Here is an 18,078-nt window from a genome sequence, read left to right as displayed (position 1 = left end):
CGGGCGGCCCCTGCCGCCCGGTTTTTTATTGCGCTATGAAGAGCTTGCCGATTCATCCGGAGGGGGAATGCTGTGGGCAGCTGGACAAGGCGAGGGGTGCTGGCCGGTATTTCGGCCGCAGCCGGTGTGGCGGCGGGGCGTCTTCTGCTTCAGCCGCAAAGTGATCCCGGACCAGCCTTTCCAGCGGAACTTCCCATTGAAGATGGCGCGACCATTCTCAATGACGCCGGAGAACTGACACCGACCCGGGTTGCGGCACATCTGACCGTCAAGGAGCCGCCACAGGAGGCCACGGTCGACCGGTTGCGCACGGCGCTCGCTGAATCCGTCAAGGCAAACAGGCCCCTGAGCGCCAGCGCCGCGCGCCATTCGATGGGCGGCCAGAGTCTTGTCGAGAATGGTACGGCCCTAACGCTCGATCAGGATTGGCTGGAGGCAGATACGGCCGCCAAGACCTACCGTGTCGCTGCCGGCGCACGTTGGTCGACGATCATTTCCAAGCTCGATAGCATCGGCTTTTCGCCCGCCGTCATGCAGTCCAACAACGACTTCGGCGTTGCCAGCACCTTTTCGGTCAATGCCCATGGCTGGCCCGTTCCATTCAGTGCTTGCGGCAGCACCGTCCGTTCTATCAGGTTGATGACGGTGGACGGCAATCTGCTGACCTGCTCACGCACGGAAAACGCGGAGCTCTTCAACCATGCCATGGGCGGATACGGCCTTTTTGGTATCATCACCGAACTTGAGCTCGACATGGTGCCGAACGTGCTTCTGCAGCCTACCTTCGAGCATTTGGCGGGTGAGGATCTCGGACGGCGCTTTGCCGAAGTTCTGGCGAGCGATAGCGCGATCAACATGGCCTATGGCCGTATGGATATTTCGCTCGATCGCTTCTTTGAAGACGCGCTGCTGATCACCTATCGCGCCGCCCCGGATCAGACAAAGGTACCGCCGGCCTCCGGCTCCGGTTTCATCAGCCATGTCTCGCGCGAAATCTTCCGGGCGCAAGTCGGTTCGGATACGGCCAAACATCTTCGCTGGTGGACCGAGGCTGTCATCAATCCATCGCTTGCGGCGCAGGCGACGCGCAACAGCCTGATGAACGAACCCGTCGTCACGCTCGACGACCGCGATCCGTCCCGCACGGATATCCTGCACGAATATTTCGTCTCGCCGTCTCGCTTCGCTGATTTCGTCGCAGCCTGCCAGGATATCATTCCGGCCTCCTATCAGCAGCTCCTGAACATCACGCTGCGCTATGTCGATACCGATAGCGATAGTGTGCTGGCTTACGCCACGGAACCCCGCATTGCCGCGGTCATGCTCTTCTCGCAGGAAAAGACTGTCAGAGGCGAGGCCGACATGCAGCGTATGACGGAAGCGCTGATCGAGCGCGTGCTCTCAATCGGCGGCAGCTACTATCTGCCGTATCGGCCGCATGCCCGATTGGATCAGTTTACCCGCGCCTATCCCCGTGCCGGAGAATTTGCAGCGGCCAAGCGCCGCCTAGATCCCAGCCTTACCTTCCGCAATCATTTCTGGGATCGCTATCTCGGAAGCCTCTAGGGAGATCATGATGTCCAGGCTTCGGTTGATTGCCGCGCTTTATACGGCGGCTCTGCTCTTTGCGGCCGCGTTGAATTACATTCCGGGACTGACGGATGCGGAGGGGCGCGCTTTCGGGATTTTCGCGCTCGATATCTATGACGACAGCCTGCATCTGGCCTCGGCCGCCTGGGCCGGTATCGCAGCCTTCCTGTCGGCCCGTGCATCCCGAAACTTCCTTTTCTATTTCGGCTTGCTCTATTTCAGCGATGGCCTGCTTGGACTGGTCACCGGGTCGGGTTATCTTGATCTCGGTATCGTCAACTACGGAATTCAGGATCTTCCCTTTACGTTCAAGGTCCTCGCCAACCTGCCGCATCTCTTTCTTGGCGGTGTGGGGCTCGCATCCAGCTATATCTTCCGCCGTGAGGCCCCGTGATGCGGCGTCTTCTGAAGATCATCGGCTGGCTCCTCGCGGTTCTCGTCGTCGTCCTGCTGCTGCTCAGCCCCGTTGCCTATGTCGAAACCTTCTGCCATGCCGACCCTGAGCCTGACAGCTATAAGCCGCTGATATCGGATCCCGAATCCCGCCGGCAGGAGGCCAATACCTATCTCACCTATCCGGAGTGGCATATCGTCTATGCCTATGACGGCCTCGCCGAAACCCTGAAGACGGGCGACGAACATGGCTTCGGCTATGTCTCCAGCGTGAGGGATTTCTGGGTCGCAGACTGTGCGCTGGCCCGTATTGCCGATCGCCACGGCGGCGCTGACAGCGAGACGCGAATGATGATCGCCACCATCGGTGTCAGCTTCACCATCGAAATGGGCCTGAAGGCGACCTATGAGGAAACAGTCGGCCGGCTCTTTGCGCTCTGGCGCGGCAGCGAAAAGACGCCGCAGGATATCGTTGCCCGTGAGATGGCGATCGATTATGCCGCCTTCCTGCGTCAGACCCCATGGTACAAATATCCCTTTCAACCCTGGATCGACAGGCTTTGGGCCGCACCTGTAGAAGAGCCGCTGCGCGGCTGGGAGCGCCGTCTGGCGCTCGGCGGCGAGTGGCGTGCCAAAATTGGCTATGCCGGCATGATTGCCAGCGCTGTTGCGGCAACGGGCGAGGCGAAGCTAACGATCCGATCGGTCGTATCAGGGCTGCCGGCGAACACGCTTTCGACAATTCCCGATGTATCGGTCATTTCGGAAAGTGCTGATGGTGTACTGATCGAAACGCCGCGCTACGACCGCTTCACCCGTATCCTTGCGGAGATCGCGAAGGCCGGCGGCACAATCCGCGAGATTGCCGGCAACGACGAAATCATGGTGTCGCTAACCATGCCTTCAGGGATGGAGCAAGGCAATCTGGCCGGCGAGGTGATCGCCCGCCTGCCTCGCACCGGTTTTGACAGCGACCGCCTGCTTCTGTCAGTCAGGATACCTGATCTGGCGCCGCTGCTCAAAGACCGGCCGATTGCCGATCCCGGCCTCGAGCATATATTCGATTTCTGAACCATCGGACAGGTCGCTCTTTGATCACACGCTTGGCACGCAGGACAGGCACTTCGATTGCGGTCGTCGCTGCAGTCTTCGTGCTGTTTGCTGTGGTCTTTGCGGCAACGGGCGAGGCGCCAGCTGCCATGGTCTTTCCCGCCGGCAGCATTGAACCCGGCTCATTGCCCGAAGATGCCTCCATCCTGCGGTGGAACAGGAGCTTTGCCGTCGTCACAAGCGAACGCAGCGACTATGTGCGTGCGCTCTATGGCAAGGGGGCGCTTCTTGTTCTGCCGCTGCGTAAGAGCGGCTGTCTGGCGCTACAGCCTGCATCTTCGCCATGAGAAAAGCCGGATGCAGAACATCCGGCTTGCATTCATGCTTTGCGCTGCAGGAGCGGCTTTAGAAAGCGCTATGCTTCTTGTTGAGCGATTTCACTTCCTCGCTTTCACGGCGTAGCGCGGAAATCGTCGAAGTAACGGACACTATGAACATGATACTGATGAGTGCTGTGAGAACTGTCAGGATCGCGAACATGGCCGTTCCTTTCTACAGGGAGTTGCGTTAACGCCCCTTAGTACTGACCGAGTACGCTTACGGTGCGTGCCGAAGCGAATGGGCCATAGACTTTGGAAGCATCAACCTTCTGGTTGTCATAGAGAGCGATTGTGGCAGTCAGCATGCCCGTAATCATTACCATCCAGAGCATGTTGATCATGGTGATCTTGCCAGGCATCTTAATTCCCTTCCTGCCGCGTTGCCGCTTCTCGTATGTGTCGATCATGTGAACGCATCCGTCTTTAAAAGGTTCCCGCCGGATGTTGACGGGGGTTTACCAATGGTGTTCTGAAGCGACCTTGAATGTCGTGTTCATCTGCCGTTCAGAATTCAAATCGATTAGAACGCATGCGTCCAAGCTGGCGCATGATGGCTGCATGTTCATTGACTTCCGGGCGCACCCAGCCAAGCTGATGCCGATCTGCGAAGTAACCATAGAAAAGCTCTGCAAATACCGAAAAAATAACGGCTATTGCAATGAGGATGATCAGCATGATCCGGGTCTTTCCGGGGATGACGCTACCGGGACCGGTAGCTTCTGTGTCGATGATCTGAGTAAAGCAGATCGCGTCTGAGCGGGCCTTGAACGTGCCGTTCATTCATCGTTCAGCCGTCTCTGACGGCATGGCTAATTGACTTGCGGGAAAACGGCTTCCATGACAAAAGGCGTCAAACGAACGGCCGGACCAAATGACCACAGCTTTCTATCCGGGGTCCTTCGACCCGATCACCAACGGACACGTTGACGTGCTGGTGCAGGCGCTCAACGTCGCCGAAAAGGTGATTGTCGCAATCGGTATCCACCCCGGTAAGACAGCGCTCTTTTCCTTCAACGAAAAGGCCGAACTGATCCGCGCGTCGCTCGCCGAAGTGCTGCCGGAAAAGAGCGCGCTTATCGATGTCGTCTCCTTCGACAATCTCGTCGTCGATGCTGCGCGCGCGCATGGCGCAAGCCTGCTTATCCGCGGCGTGCGTGACGGCACCGATCTCGATTATGAAATGCAGATGGCTGGGATGAATCGGCAGATGGCGCCCGATATCCAGACCATCTTTTTGCCGGCAGGCACAGCCTCGCGGCCCATTACCGCCACATTGGTGCGCCAGATCGCGGCCATGGGCGGAGATGTCAGCGCCTTCGTACCGGCGGCCGTGTTGAAAGCCTTGAAATCCAAGCGCAAAGACTAGGCGGAAACCGCCTCAATGGAGCCCACATGAAACTCTTCTATCTTGCATTTGCCGGCGTGCTGTATTTCGCTTCTTTCGCGGGGGACGCCTTTGCGCAGGCTGCCGATCACTACGTCACCATTCAGCTGAAGAGCGGCCCGGTCGTGATCCAGCTCCTGCCTGACGTTGCGCCAAAGCACGTTGCGCAGATCGAAGCGCTGGTGAAGAAGGGTGAATACGATAATGTCGCCTTCCACCGTGTCATCCCCGGCTTTATGGCCCAGACCGGCGACGTGAAATACGGCAACATGGAAAAGAACTTCGATGCGAGCCAGGCTGGCACCGGCGGCTCCGATCTGCCTGACCTTCCGGCAGAATTTTCCAAGACGCCCTTCGTCCGCGGCACGGTCGGCATGGCGCGCGCCCAGGATCCGAATTCCGCCAACTCGCAGTTCTTCATCATGTTCGCTGACGGCTCCTTCCTGAACGGCCAGTACACGGTCGTCGGCAAGGTTGTCTCCGGCATGGAAAACGTCGACAAGATCAAGAAGGGCGAAGGCCAGAACGGCGAAGTCAGCAATCCCGATCGCATGATCAAGGTCACGCTGGGCAAGAAGTAAGTTCAAGACAACAAGGAGAACGACAATGGCCGAGATCAAGGATCCGGAAAACACCATCATTCTGGAAACCACCAAGGGCAAGGTTGTCATCCAGCTTCTGCCGCAGGTGGCTCCCGAGCATGTCAAGCGCATCAAGGAACTTGCCCGCGAGAAGGCCTATGACGGTGTCGTTTTCCACCGCGTCATCGCCGATTTCATGGCGCAGACGGGTGACGTGCAGTTCGGCAAGAAGGGCGGAGAGAGCTTCAACCCAGGTCGCGCCGGCATGGGCGGCTCTTCGAAGGACGATCTAAAGGCTGAATTCTCCGCAACACCGCATGTCCGCGGCACCTGCTCGATGGCTCGTTCGCAGAGTCCCAACTCGGCCAACTCCCAGTTCTTCATCTGCTTCACCGATGCTCCATGGCTGAACAAGCAGTATTCCGTCTGGGGCCAGGTCATCGAAGGCATGAACAATATTGACAAGATCAAGAAGGGCGAACCCGTTTCCGATCCGGATTCGATCGTCTCCATGCGGGTTGCCGCCGACGTCTGATTGTGATTTCTGCTGGAACCCGCCCTTGCGCGCGAGCGCGGGGCGGGTTTCGCTTTGCCTGAAAGTGCCTCGATGCGCGTAGACCTCTTCGATTTCGACCTGCCGGATGAACGCATTGCGCTGCGGCCCGCCGAGCCGCGCGACAGCGCGCGGCTGCTCGTCGTCGATCCGAATGCGCGGATAGTGCTTTCCGATCACCGCGTCTCGGATCTGCCCTCTTTCCTGCAGGCAGGCGATGCGCTGGTCTTCAACGATACCAAGGTCATTCCGGCCCAACTCGAAGGCATTCGCCATCGCGAGGGCGCCGGCGGCCAGCAGGTTTCGGCCACACTCCACATGCGCATCGGCGCCAACAAATGGAAGGCCTTCGCCAAGCCCGGAAAACGCATCAAGGAGGGCGACCGTATCGCCTTCGGCCATGGCGGCGAAAGCTGCATGATCGGCTCGCTCGATGCGACCGTCGAGGAAAAGGGCGAAGCGGGCGAGGTGACGCTCTCCTTCGACCTCTCCGGCCCTGCGCTCGATGAGGCCATTGCCAGCGTCGGCCATATTCCGCTGCCGCCCTATATCGCCGCCAAGCGGCCGGAGGATGAGCGCGACCGCGCCGACTACCAGACGATCTATGCGCGGGAGGAAGGAGCTGTCGCTGCCCCGACCGCCGGCCTGCATTTCACACCTGATCTGTTCGAGGCGCTCGACAAGGCTGGCATCGAACGGCATTTCGTGACGCTTCACGTTGGCGCCGGCACCTTCCTGCCGGTCAAGGCCGAAGATACCGACGATCACAAGATGCATCTCGAAAGCGGCTATGTCAGCGCCGAGATCGCTGCGAAGCTGAATGCCGTGCGGCAAAGGGGCGGGCGCATCATCTGCATCGGCACGACCTCGCTGCGGCTGATCGAGAGCGCTGCAGAGGAGAGCGGCGAGATCAAGCCCTGGGCCGGCGCGACCGGCATCTTCATCACGCCCGGATACCGTTTCAAGGCGGTCGATATCCTGATGACGAATTTCCACCTGCCGCGTTCGACACTGTTCATGCTGGTCTCGGCCTTCGCCGGCTTCGACACCATGCACGCGGCCTATAAACATGCCATTTCGACAGGCTACCGCTTCTATTCCTACGGCGACGCGAGCCTTCTTTTCCGGAAAGACCGATGACGACTGAGAACTTCCAGTTCACCCTAAAGAAGACCGATGGCGGCGCGCGCCTCGGTGAAGTTTCCATGCCGCGCGGCACGATCCGCACACCGGCCTTCATGCCGGTCGGTACGGTCGGCACGGTCAAGGCCATGTATCTCGACCAGGTGCGCGAGACGGGTGCCGACATCATCCTCGGCAATACCTACCACCTGATGCTGCGCCCGACGGCGGAGCGTGTCGCCCGCCTCGGCGGCCTGCACAAGCTCATCCGTTGGGAGCATCCAATCCTGACGGATTCCGGCGGCTTTCAGGTCATGTCGCTGTCCGGCCTGCGCAAGCTCGATGAGCAGGGCGTCACCTTCAAGTCGCATGTCGACGGCAGCCTGCATCATATGTCGCCGGAGCGCTCCATCGAAATCCAGGGGCTGCTCGGCTCGGATATCCAGATGCAACTCGATGAATGCGTGGCTCTGCCGGCCGAGCCGAAGGAAATCGAGCGCGCCATGGAGCTCTCGTTGCGCTGGGCCGAGCGCTGCAAGGTCGCTTTCGGCAACCAGCCTGGCAAGGCGATGTTCGGTATCGTCCAGGGTGGCGACGTGCCGGCCCTGCGTGTCCGCTCTGCTGAAGAACTCGCCAAACTCGACCTCAAGGGCTATGCCGTCGGCGGCCTTGCAGTCGGCGAGCCGCAAGATGTGATGCTGAAGATGCTCGAAGAAACACTTCCGGCCCTGCCGGGTGAAAAACCGCGCTACCTGATGGGTGTCGGCACACCTGACGATATCCTGAAATCCGTTGCCCGCGGCATCGATATGTTCGACTGCGTAATGCCAACCCGCTCGGGCCGCCATGGTCTGGCCTTCACCCGCCGCGGCAAGGTCAATATCCGCAACGCCCGCCACGCAGAAGACATGCGCCCGCTCGACGAACAGTCGAACTGCCCGGCGACGCGCGATTATTCACGTGCCTATCTCCACCATCTTGTCCGCGCCAACGAGGCGCTCGGCGGCATGCTGCTCTCCTGGCACAATCTGAACTACTATCAGGAACTGATGCAGGGCATCCGCAAGGCGATTGCCGAAGGTCGTTTCGCCGATTTCATGGCGGAAACGATCGAGGAATGGGCGAGGGGCGATCTCGAGCCCGTCTGATCAAATGCCTTTGCTCTCGGCATTCGGCACGATCTGCACGCCGTTGATCTTGAAGCTGCCGTCGGGCTGGCGAGCGACCTGATAGATCGCCGTCCAGTCCTTGCCGTCTCGACCTGAGATCAGCACCTCCTGATAGATCATTGCTCCGTCGTCGATCGATCTGCTGCGACCGAAGGCATAGTTGCCGGGGTGATAGACCGGCTCGTAGCTTTTCTTCACCATCGCGAAGAAGACGTTTTTGTCTGGATACATGGCCTTAATGCCAGGCGCAGCAAACGAATAGGCGGTATCCGCATCGTCCTTGAGGAATGCCCTGATCTGCTCCTCGATCATCGTCTGTGTTGCCTGCACGGGATCTTCGGCGCGGGCGGCCATGCCTGACATCACGGATACAGCACACAGAACCAGCACTGCGAAGAAGGCGCGCATAGGATCATCTCCGGCTATGTCAGCAGAAGTGTAGGCTATTTTGCGCGCAAGGAAAGAGCCCGATAAACCAGGACTCAGGACCAGCGGCGGAAGAGGGCGCTGGCATTGACGCCGCCGAAACCGAAGCCGTTGGTGATCGCATATTCCATCCCTACCTTGCGCGCCACCTTGCCCACGAGATCGATGCCTTCGGCCGCCGGATCGGCCGTTTCCAGATTGCGCGTCGGCGGAGCGATCTGGTCGCGCAGTGCGAGAATCGTGAAGATCGCTTCGAGCCCGCCTGCAGCACCCAGAAGATGACCCGTCGCCGATTTGGTTGCGCTGACGGCAACGCTGCCATCGCGGCCAAAGACTGTTCCGATTGCAGCGATCTCGCCCTTGTCACCAACCGGTGTCGAGGTCGCATGCGCATTGAGATGCTTGACCTCCGAGGCCGGGATACCGGCCTGCCGTAATGCCGCTTCCATCGCCCGGCGTGCACCGTCGCCGTCTTCTGGTCCAGCCGTCATATGGTAGGCGTCGGCGGCCGTGCCGTAGCCGACGAGTTCGGCAAGAGGTGTCGCGCCGCGCACCAGCGCATGCTCAAGTGTTTCGATGACAAGAATGCCGGCCCCTTCGCCCATCACGAAACCGTCGCGCGCCGTGTCGAAGGGACGCGAGGCCAGTTCGGGCCGGTCATTGAAGCCGCTTGAGAGTGCGCGAGCTGCCGCAAAGCCGCCGAGGCTCACCTTGTCGATGCAGGCTTCGGCGCCGCCGCAGATAGCGACGTCAGCTTCACCGGAGCGGATCAGCCGCGCCGCGTCGCCGATGGCTTGAACGCTTGCCGCGCAGGCCGTTACAGGCGCCCCGAGCGGGCCTTTGAAACCGTAGCGGATACTCACCTGACCGGCCGCGAGATTGACGAGGAAGGAAGGCACAGTGAAGGGCGAGAGCCGCCTCACGCCGCGCGTCTCAGCCGTGCGCACCGCATCCGCAATCGCCGGAAAGCCGCCGACGCCGGAGGCGATGATCGTCGCCGTCCGCTCGCGCGCATCCACGCTCTCCGGCATCCAGCCGGCTTGGCGCACCGCTTCGTCTGACGCCATCATAGCGAACTGGATGAAGCGATCCATCTTCTTCTGGTCTTTGGGCGGCACGGCGCGGTCGGGATCGAAACCGGCTTCGGCATCCTCATTGATGGAGGGAACGACCCCACCGACCTTGGCGGCGAGATCGCCGACCATATCTTCGGGGAGAACGCGCAGGCCCGAACCGCCAGCGACGAGCCGGTTCCATGTGGTCTCGACGCCAACGCCAAGCGGCGAAACAAGTCCCATGCCGGTGACAACAATGCGTTCCATGGATTTTTCCTTTCTAAAGCAATTCCAGCAAGACTGCGGAGCTGGTTTGCGTTCGGAACTGCGTAAAAACAAAGAGATAGAGCATTGGAAATGCTCTACGCGTCGATGCCGAGATAGTAGGCGCGCATGCGGGCGATCCGTTCGCGGTCGCCTTCGTCAGCAGCCGGTCCCGGCAGCAGACAGGTGTTTTCGGGTTTCAATTCTTCGCCGCTGGCTGCATCCACCAGCACGGGTTGTCGTTCCTCGCCGGAAGCGGCATTGCCGAGCAGGAACGCAAGATCCTCTTGCGGAACGTGCCGGCGTCCCCAGGAAAACAGGGCCATCAGGACGGGGAAGAAATCGCGCCCCTTGTCCGTCAGCACATATTCGTAGCGGGCAGGGCGCTCGTTGTAGAGGCGCTTTTCGAACAGTCCTTCATCGACCAGATGCGCGAGCCGCCGCGTCAGGATGTTGGGCGCCACGCCAAGGCTTTTCTGGAATTGGTCGAAGCGCGTCAGTCCGTGAAAGGCATCGCGTAGGATCATCATGCTCCACCAGTCGCCGACGCTGTCGAGCGCGCGGGCGGCCGGGCATTTGAAATTGGCGAAGCTTGTTCGTTGCATGATGAAAGTCACTACAGAAGTTACTTGCATCATGCAAGTCACTAGTTCAGGCGTTGTCTCGCCCGAAGATCTGCGCCGCACCACACCGGTTAGAAGAGCGCCCGCCGCAACGAAAATCGCGTCGACGGGGTTCCGATATAGAGCGGGCCGACATTGGCGAAGAGAAGGAAGGCCACGAGGAAATTGAACCAGCCCCAGAGGACATTGGTAACCGGTGAACTGAGCTTAGCACCCTGCAGCCGAACGAAAGACGCTCGAAAGGGCCTGCCGCTGACGCCGTTGACGAAATGTGGCAGGCTGTTGGTCAGGAAGGCGGCAATGAGGTGAACGATATAGGCGACACAGGGCAATGATTTCTGCGCTTGTCTGATGGGGCGCACCGACAATGTGGTGCGGTATCTGCGTGCGAGAAGGAAAAAAGGGGCTCCGGAAAGGAGCCCACGCAGGTTCGCCGCTTGAATAGCCAGCCTGCTCTCAAAGGAACAGGAAGTCATCATGATGGAGCGGCGCCAGGTTGGAAAATGTCGCAACCTGCACGGCCGCTCCGCGCCCGTTTCCATCGGCGTCGTAGAAGAGGTTCCCGGTCGATTGATCGTAGATCAGACGATCGTTCGCATCCAGGGCCTTGGTGCCGGGCACGAAGTTTTCGGCGGAAAAATTCTCGGGATCGATCGCCGCAAAGACCTCGTGGTCAAGCACGATTTTATCGCCGGCGCTTGTCGAAAAGTCCTCGATCTTGTCGATGTTTTTGTAGGCATTTGGCTTGAGATCGAAGATGAAATGATCGGCTCCAGCTCCGCCGTTCAGAACGTCGTTGCCATTGCCGCCGATGAGCTGGTCGTTTCCGGCGCCGCCTGAAAGCACGTTGGCTCCAACATTGCCGGTCAGTACATTGTTTCCGCCATCGCCCGTGGCGTTGATGTATCCCGTGCCGATAAGCGTCAGATTTTCGACCGTACCAAGCGTGTTCGCCAGATTGTAGGATATGGATGCATTAACGGTATCATTGCCGTTGCCGCCTGTTTCATCGACGATGTCGCCTGCCGAATCCACCTTGTAGGTGTCGTTGCCGAGGCCGCCAATCATCCGGTCTTCGCCTCTGCCGCCGTCGAAAATATTGTTGCCGGAATTGCCGGTAAGGATGTTGTTCATGACCGTACCCGTCGCATCGATGTTTGCCGACCCGAGGAGGGTCAGATTTTCGACGTTGCCGGTCACATGATCCTTATCCGCCAGGCTGACGGAGACCGTTGACTTGATGGTATCATTGCCGGACGCGCCAGCCTCGATAACGACATCGTTGGAGTTGTCGACGATGTAGGTATCGTTGCCGCGCCCGCCCGTCATCCGGTCTGCGCCTGCCCCGCCATCCAGCACGTTGTCCCCGTTATTGCCGACGAGAACATTGCCGAGTTCATTGCCGGTAGCGTTTATGTTGGCGTTACCGGTCAGCGTCAAGTTCTCGATGGCGCCGACCGCATGTGCGGTATCCGCCAGGCTGAAGCTGATCGACGACATGACGATGTCTGTTCCACCGCCGCGGCTTTCATCGACGATGTCGGTCGGGGAAGTGACTGTGAATGTGTCGTCTCCGGCGCCGCCATAGATGTGGCCGGGCTCCTGCAGGGCGGCAGATGGAGCAGCGATGTTGATGATGATGGGGTGATCGACCACATCCACGTTGAGGGAGGAGATGTTGCTAAAGCTTTTGATCGGCACGTTGCCCGTCAACGGATCGTAGACCTGCACCGTCCCGAAAGCTCCGCCCAGATTCACGTTGACGCTGGCCGTCGTCGCCTGGATCGCTTTGTCGGTCGTCTGGTTCCAGATATCGGGTTCGTTCCAGATAATGATCTGGTAGCTTCCGTCGGATTTCTCCGTCAGATAACTGCGCGCGGTGGAAGGTAGCCCGTTGATGGTGTAGTTGAGCGTCCCCGGATTGAACGTCGCCTGCGTCGCGCCGTCATCTTCGAGAATGTCTGTCAGATTGTGGATCGCCGTTGCCGCCGGCTTCGGGGTGTAATCCAGCCGAAACAGCCCGAAATGCTTTTCCTGGTCGGCGCCTCCCGGATCGGAATAGGCATCGAGAAGCTGATAGATGAAGGTCCCCTCCGATCCGAGAAAGGCGCCGTCCATCAGTGTATTGAGAAGCAGTTTTGCCTGCGTCGTCTCGTCGACGCCCTCCCACCCGCCATTGGTATCGGCGGTGAGCGACGTGTGATAGCCGATCTCGGTGATGGTGAGCGGCTTGCCGGGATCGGCCCGCATCTGGTCGCCGGATTCACGCGAAAGCCAGGAGAAGGGCTGGTCGCCCTCTTTCGCATAGGTGTGGATCGTCGTGTAATCGTTGGAAGAGGCAACCGTGTAACCGGTGAAGCCGAGAACCGGAATGTCCTTCAACAGCGGATCGGCATTCACCGCGTTGAACAGGTCCTTTTGATATGCGAGCGCCGCAGCCTCTCCCGAAAGCCCCTTATAGGACACCGGCCAGTTGTTGACCTCGTTCGGGCCTTCAATGCCGACGACTGCGCCGGGATGCGCTTCCACAAAGGCGTGCAGTCGCTGGACCACAGTGGCGGGAGTATCGTCCCGCCCGGAGACGAAAACGAACTTGACGCCCGCATCTGCCGCATCCCCAAGATGGCCTTGGCCATAAGGGTCGGAGGCGGGAGTGGGGGCGTGGTCGCGAACTGTGTCGAGGCCAAGATAATCCAGGGCTTTCACAACTTCCGCGATATTCGAATATTTTCCATCGGTATAGTCGATATGTGTATCGATTCCGAATGAATCGATAACATCTGTAATTCGAGTGGCTTGGGTCATTTCACAATCCTCCCTTGGAAGTAGAAAAGATTACTTCCAACGTATAGTGATTCCATCAAACGCAGCCCTGCTTCACAGTAGAATCCGCCAAAGTTATGATTGCGTTAACTATATTGTATTGTTCCACAGATAATTGCGGCTGATGCTTTGGCATTAACCCGATATTGTACGGACGTCGCACGCTGACAGTGGAAGGATCGGGGAGACCTCGCTAACAAAGCGAGAACGCGTGGTCGCCAACGGACACGCTATAGCGACTGGTTCGCGCTCAGAGAGAAGATCGACGTCCGCTTTGGCGCCACCAATTATAGGATGACGTCGCAAATGCAGGCAAAGTCGCATCGATTTGCGAGGGATGTCTTGACGGGCCCGCAGCGGCGCAGAGCACCGCGCGTATGAGCCAGAAGCGGCGAGCCTCGAAAACTCAGTATGGGGGGAGGGGCGGCCAACCCCGATAGGAAATGCCGGGACGTTTCCGCCCCGGCACATCGTATCGATCAGGCCGCCTTGGCGATTGTGCCATGCGGATCGAGGACGAATTTCGTCGCCGCACCCTGGTCAAAGCTCTCATAGCCCTGGGCGGCATCCTCAAGCGAAATCACCTTCGCATTGACGATGTCGGCGATCGGAAGCCGGTCATGCAAGATCGCCTGCATGAGCTGGCGGTTATATTTGAGCACCGGTGTCTGGCCGGTATGGAACGACTGCGCCTTCGCCCAGCCAAGGCCGAAACGAAGCGAGAGGCTGCCATGCTTGGCCGCATTGTCCACTGCACCTGGATCTTCCGTGACGTAGAGGCCGGGAATGCCGATGGAGCCGGCGGCGCGGGTGATCTCCATCATCTGGTTCAGCACGATCGCCGGCTGTTCACCGCCGGAATGTCCACGCGCTTCGAAGCCGACGGCATCGATGGCGCTGTCCACTTCATTGGTGCCGACCACCTGCGCGATCATATCTCCGAGCCGGTCGCTCTTCGACAGATCGATGGCTTCGAAACCGACACGGCTGGCATGGGCGAGGCGGTCCTTGTTGAAATCGCCAATCATCACGACGGCCGCGCCGAGGATGCGGGCGGATGCCGCCGCTGCAAGACCGACCGGGCCTGCACCTGCGACGTAAACGGTAGAGCCGACGCCGACGCCGGCTCTGACCGCGCCGTGGAAACCAGTCGGCAGGATATCGGAGAGCATGGTGAGATCACGGATCTTGGCCATCGCCTTGTCGCGATCGGGGATTTTCAAGAGGTTGAAATCGGCGTAGGGGACCGTGACATAACGAGCCTGGCCACCGATCCAGCCGCCCATGTCGACATAGCCGTAGGCGCCGCCGGCACGTGACGGATTGACCGTCAGGCAGACGCCGGTGTCCTGTGATTTGCAGCAGCGGCAGCGCCCGCAGGCCACATTGAAGGGCACGGACACGATGTCTCCGACATCGAGCATTTCCACATCGATGCCTTTTTCAATGATTTCACCGGTAATCTCGTGTCCCAACACGAGGCCCGGCATCGCCGTAGTGCGGCCGCGCACCATGTGCTGATCTGAGCCGCAGATATTGGTGGAGATGACTTTCAGGATAACGCCATGTTCGATGCGGCGGCCATCCGGCGCCTCGAGTTTCGGATCGTCGATGTCGCGGACTTCCACTTTTCCGGGCCGCAAATAGACGACGCCACGGTTCTTGCTCATTTCCGTCTCCTCCGTTGAAATCAAGGCAACGCGCTACAGCTCCTCCCGCAGCGATTGCTTGTCATAGAGTAGACCAGAAAGATCCGAGCGCCGTCCCGAAAGCGACGCCCTGCAGGCGGAAACCAGCAAAACCGGACCATGCCGCCGCCTTCAAAGCTCGCAGTGGCTATCGTACCGCGGCCGGCAGCACCTCGAATTTCCAGAATTTATCCGGCTGGAAGTAGGTCATGGCAAACCGGCGGATATCATCGACGGTGACTTTGTCGTAGCCGCTGAGATTGTCGCGTATCCGTTCCAAACGGCGAGGGTCGGTTTGAGCGCCGTTCAGATACTGCACCCAATATTCGTTACTCTGCTGCTGATGCTTCAATGTTTCGATGATCGGAGCCCGGGCCCTGACCAGTTCGTCCGGCGAGACATCGTTTGACCTGAGATCATCAGCGATCTTGTCCACGAGCGCATAGAAATTCTCGACCTTGTCCGGCGTCGTCTCGACATAGAGATAGGCGTAGCCATAGCCAGGAATGTCCCACGACAGGTCCATTGCGCCCTGTGGACTATAGGTCGCGCCTTCGGCAATGCGGAACTGGTCGATCAGCCTGTTTTCGAAGATTTGGCCGGCGACGTTGGCGGTAAAGCCCCGCTGAATATCCGAGAGCATATCGCCAACGGGGGCGGCGACAATCGCCGCGGCGTTATCGTCCCGGCCGTTATGGGTCCGCATGACGGGTTTTTCGGTGGGGGCAGGGAAACGCACATCGTTTGCAACATTGTCTATTGTCGCGTCCGGGCGAGCCGGCAAAGCCCCGAAGGTTTCAGCCGTCAGGCGGATTGCCTCGTCCGCCGTTATGTCGCCGACAATGGTGACATCGATGGGGCCTGCGGAAATTTGCGGCCGGAACAGCGCTTCGAAATCTTCCAGTTTCGTGGCGGACAATTGCGCCTTGTCCGGGAACGTCCAGCGCGGGTCGCCGGAATGCACGAGGCCTGCGAAATCGCGGCCGATGACGGCCCCTGGCGTCGCCTCATATTGATCAAGGTTGTTCAAGTAGGCTTGTCGGACTCGCTTGAAAACTTCCGGTCGGTAGGTGGGATCGGAAGTGTAAGCTGCCATGATCTGCAATTGCGTCGCAAGATCCCCCGTCTGTGTCTGGCCGGTGAACTGGAAGGAGCTGTCATCCACCGAGAAATCGATGCCGGCGATTTTGGCGGCCAGCGCTTTCTGTAAATCCGGGTAATCCATAGCCTTGGTGCCCGACAGGACGACGGCCGGCGATGTCCAGATCGCAAGGGGATGGTCATTTGGCAATCCCAGCCGGCCGCGACCAATATCCTCGCGCACCAGCACTTCGTTGGCGCGCAGCTTGGTCGGCTTGATGGTCAGCCGCACGCCGTTGGCAAAGCGCACCATGGTCAGGCCAAGATCCTCGACGACGCGACGTTCGACGACAGCGCCAGGTTCACCGAAATGGGTATAGGGCCAGACGACCGCTGCCGCAGCGGACGGCGCGGTGACTGGAACGGCACGGGAGGCGTCATATGCCTGTCTGATGCCGCTGGCGCCGCCCTTTGGCGCTTGAGCGGTCTGCAGGACGAGCTGCGGGCCGTTCCCGGAAAAGACACCTGCGACAACCTCGTTGACCTCGGCCGCTGTCAGGTCCTTGGTGATCGTCTCGAACATCGAAAGATTTTCCGCGGGGGAGGTGAAGACCTGATTGTCATCCACGCTGCTCGCCAGCATGGAAGCGATGTCGGTGCTCGTGCGTGTCGCAGCACCGGCGGCGGCGGCTTCAAGGAGAGAGCGATATTCGACGATTTCGCGATCAAGCTCGGTCTGCTCGGCGCCGAATTGTTGGAAACGACGCTGTTCCTGATCGATAGCCACGAGCGCCTGCTGCCATTTGTCTGTCTCGGAATTCGCCATGACGACAACGATATGGGCGGAGTCGAACAGATCCTGAGAACCGACGGAGGCGCTGATGAAAGGTGCATCGGCTCTGCTGGCCATGGCGCCCAGCCGACGTTTGAGTACCAGGAGACCGAGATCTTCAACCAGCTGCTGGCGCCGCTTGGCAAAAGTGTCAGGCGAAGCATCATAGGGTCGCGTCCAGGCGATCTGGACATTTGTTGTGCCGCCCGGAACGGTGATGACCTCGGCGCTTTCGCCTTTCGGCTTCAGCGTGCCTAGATCGGGCCTGTGCGGGGCAGGGGTAGCGACCTTCCAATCGCCGAAGTGCTGCCTGATTTCCAGTTCCATGGCAGTGGGATCGACATCGCCGACCACGATGAGCGTGGCGCGATCGGGCCGATAGTTCGCATGGTAGAAATCACGCAACAGATCGACAGGCGCATTGCTGATAATGTCGATCTTGCCGATCGGCGCGCGCATCGTCACGCGCTGGCCAGCAAGCAGGGAGTTCGTGACGCCGATTGCGGCGCGATATTGCGGCGTGTCGCGCAGTCGCTCTTCCGACAGGATGACGCCACGCTCACGGGCGAAGGCGCCGGCATCCAATGTCAGCTCGCTCGCCGTCTCGCGCATCAGCATCAGGCCGGTCGAAAGCGTGTCCGCATCGACCTCGGGAAGATCGAGTGCGTAGACGGTCTCATCATAGGACGTGTTGGCATTGGTGTCCGGCCCGAAGGCCAGGCCCTTGCGCTGCAGGATGCGGATCATCTCGTCACCGGCAACATGCGTCGAGCCCTTGAAGGCCATATGTTCGAGGAAATGCGCCAGCCCTTGCTGATCATCCCGCTCGTCGAGCGACCCGGCGCCGATCCGGAAACGGATCGCCGCCTGTCCCGGCGGCGTGGCGTTGCGCATGATCGCAAACCGCATGCCGTTTTCGAGCGTACCGAAGTGGATGCCAGGTTCGGCCGGCAGGTCGCTGAGCGTCTGCGGCCAGGGTGCGGACGGGCTTTCAGCACGAGCCGGCAATCCCGACATAAATGTTGCAGCAAGCGCGATCGCCAACAGGAATCGCAAAAAACTTTG

18 protein-coding genes and 1 pseudogene are annotated in these 18,078 nt (G+C 59.7%); 9 read left to right on the top strand and 10 right to left on the bottom strand.

Annotated elements, in window-relative coordinates; translation table 11 throughout:
• Positions 1–72: 72 nt before the first annotated feature.
• Genes FHT78_RS18950 through FHT78_RS18935 form a run of 4 tightly spaced genes read left to right on the top strand, consistent with a single transcriptional unit; the run spans position 73 to position 3,380 of the window.
• Positions 73–1,566 (top strand): FAD-binding oxidoreductase, encoded by a 1,494-nt coding sequence (locus tag FHT78_RS18950; RefSeq protein ID WP_183747252.1) that lies wholly within the window; start codon positions 73–75, stop codon positions 1,564–1,566.
• A gap of 7 nt (positions 1,567–1,573) precedes the next feature.
• Positions 1,574–1,984 (top strand): hypothetical protein, encoded by a 411-nt coding sequence (locus FHT78_RS18945; RefSeq protein ID WP_246715352.1) that lies wholly within the window; start codon positions 1,574–1,576, stop codon positions 1,982–1,984.
• Entirely contained in the window at positions 1,984–3,054 is a 1,071-nt protein-coding gene (locus FHT78_RS18940) for a hypothetical protein (RefSeq protein WP_183747249.1), read from the top strand. Before FHT78_RS18945 ends, FHT78_RS18940 begins: the two co-directional genes overlap by 1 nt.
• Before the next feature lie 32 nt (positions 3,055–3,086).
• Positions 3,087–3,380, top strand: coding sequence for a hypothetical protein (locus FHT78_RS18935; protein ID WP_246715350.1), 294 nt, complete (start codon positions 3,087–3,089; stop codon positions 3,378–3,380).
• A gap of 58 nt (positions 3,381–3,438) precedes the next feature.
• Here the strand turns inward: FHT78_RS18935 and FHT78_RS29675 are convergent, their stop codons facing one another.
• The 3 genes from FHT78_RS29675 to FHT78_RS18925 form a co-directional block, all read right to left on the bottom strand.
• The gene (locus FHT78_RS29675) at positions 3,439–3,573 is read right to left on the bottom strand and encodes a hypothetical protein (RefSeq protein ID WP_281412871.1); all 135 of its coding nucleotides are present in this window, start codon (positions 3,571–3,573) and stop codon (positions 3,439–3,441) included.
• A 37-nt stretch (positions 3,574–3,610) separates the two neighbouring features.
• Positions 3,611–3,820, bottom strand: coding sequence for a hypothetical protein (locus FHT78_RS18930; protein WP_183747620.1), 210 nt, complete (start codon positions 3,818–3,820; stop codon positions 3,611–3,613).
• Between the two features lie 97 nt (positions 3,821–3,917).
• A complete protein-coding gene (locus FHT78_RS18925) occupies positions 3,918–4,193 on the bottom strand; it encodes a hypothetical protein (RefSeq protein ID WP_183747243.1) in 276 nt (91 codons plus the stop codon).
• A 91-nt stretch (positions 4,194–4,284) separates the two neighbouring features.
• Here FHT78_RS18925 and coaD point away from each other — a divergent pair, with 91 nt between their 5' ends.
• From coaD to tgt, 5 genes are all read left to right on the top strand, one after another.
• On the top strand, positions 4,285–4,779 hold the full coding sequence (gene coaD, locus FHT78_RS18920) for a pantetheine-phosphate adenylyltransferase (protein WP_183747240.1): 495 nt from the start codon (positions 4,285–4,287) through the stop codon (positions 4,777–4,779).
• 26 nt (positions 4,780–4,805) lie between these two features.
• Positions 4,806–5,378, top strand: a complete 573-nt coding sequence (locus FHT78_RS18915) for a peptidylprolyl isomerase (RefSeq protein ID WP_183747237.1) — start codon at positions 4,806–4,808, stop codon at positions 5,376–5,378.
• 25 nt (positions 5,379–5,403) lie between these two features.
• The gene (locus tag FHT78_RS18910) at positions 5,404–5,913 is read left to right on the top strand and encodes a peptidylprolyl isomerase (RefSeq protein WP_183747234.1); all 510 of its coding nucleotides are present in this window, start codon (positions 5,404–5,406) and stop codon (positions 5,911–5,913) included.
• Between the two features lie 72 nt (positions 5,914–5,985).
• A complete protein-coding gene (gene queA / locus FHT78_RS18905) occupies positions 5,986–7,071 on the top strand; it encodes a tRNA preQ1(34) S-adenosylmethionine ribosyltransferase-isomerase QueA (protein ID WP_183747231.1) in 1,086 nt (361 codons plus the stop codon).
• Positions 7,068–8,201, top strand: coding sequence for a tRNA guanosine(34) transglycosylase Tgt (gene tgt, locus FHT78_RS18900; protein ID WP_183747228.1), 1,134 nt, complete (start codon positions 7,068–7,070; stop codon positions 8,199–8,201). Before queA ends, tgt begins: the two co-directional genes overlap by 4 nt.
• Here tgt and FHT78_RS18895 read toward each other — a convergent pair whose 3' ends face one another.
• From FHT78_RS18895 to FHT78_RS18865, 7 genes and pseudogenes are all read right to left on the bottom strand, one after another.
• Positions 8,202–8,630, bottom strand: a complete 429-nt coding sequence (locus tag FHT78_RS18895; RefSeq protein ID WP_183747225.1) for a DUF4864 domain-containing protein — start codon at positions 8,628–8,630, stop codon at positions 8,202–8,204.
• A gap of 74 nt (positions 8,631–8,704) precedes the next feature.
• Complete coding sequence (gene fabF / locus FHT78_RS18890) at positions 8,705–9,970, bottom strand: beta-ketoacyl-ACP synthase II (protein WP_183747222.1); 1,266 nt, start codon at positions 9,968–9,970, stop codon at positions 8,705–8,707.
• Between the two features lie 95 nt (positions 9,971–10,065).
• Positions 10,066–10,572: a helix-turn-helix domain-containing protein gene (locus FHT78_RS18885; RefSeq protein WP_183747607.1), complete on the bottom strand. Its 507-nt coding sequence runs from the start codon at positions 10,570–10,572 to the stop codon at positions 10,066–10,068.
• Between the two features lie 78 nt (positions 10,573–10,650).
• A pseudogene (locus FHT78_RS18880) lies at positions 10,651–10,922 on the bottom strand (hypothetical protein); the annotation flags it as partial.
• A 124-nt stretch (positions 10,923–11,046) separates the two neighbouring features.
• Positions 11,047–13,395 carry a calcium-binding protein gene (locus tag FHT78_RS18875; protein WP_183747219.1) on the bottom strand — a complete coding sequence of 783 codons (2,349 nt, stop codon included), beginning with the start codon at positions 13,393–13,395 and terminating at the stop codon, positions 11,047–11,049.
• Between the two features lie 497 nt (positions 13,396–13,892).
• Complete coding sequence (gene fdhA / locus FHT78_RS18870) at positions 13,893–15,083, bottom strand: formaldehyde dehydrogenase, glutathione-independent (RefSeq protein WP_183747216.1); 1,191 nt, start codon at positions 15,081–15,083, stop codon at positions 13,893–13,895.
• Between the two features lie 166 nt (positions 15,084–15,249).
• Complete coding sequence (locus FHT78_RS18865) at positions 15,250–18,030, bottom strand: M16 family metallopeptidase (protein WP_246715347.1); 2,781 nt, start codon at positions 18,028–18,030, stop codon at positions 15,250–15,252.
• Positions 18,031–18,078 lie beyond the last annotated feature (48 nt).

This window comes from Rhizobium sp. BK196 (assembly GCF_014193255.1).
Taxonomy (GTDB): Bacteria; Pseudomonadota; Alphaproteobacteria; order Rhizobiales; family Rhizobiaceae; genus Rhizobium.
This window is presented reverse-complemented; position numbering and strand designations above follow the sequence as displayed.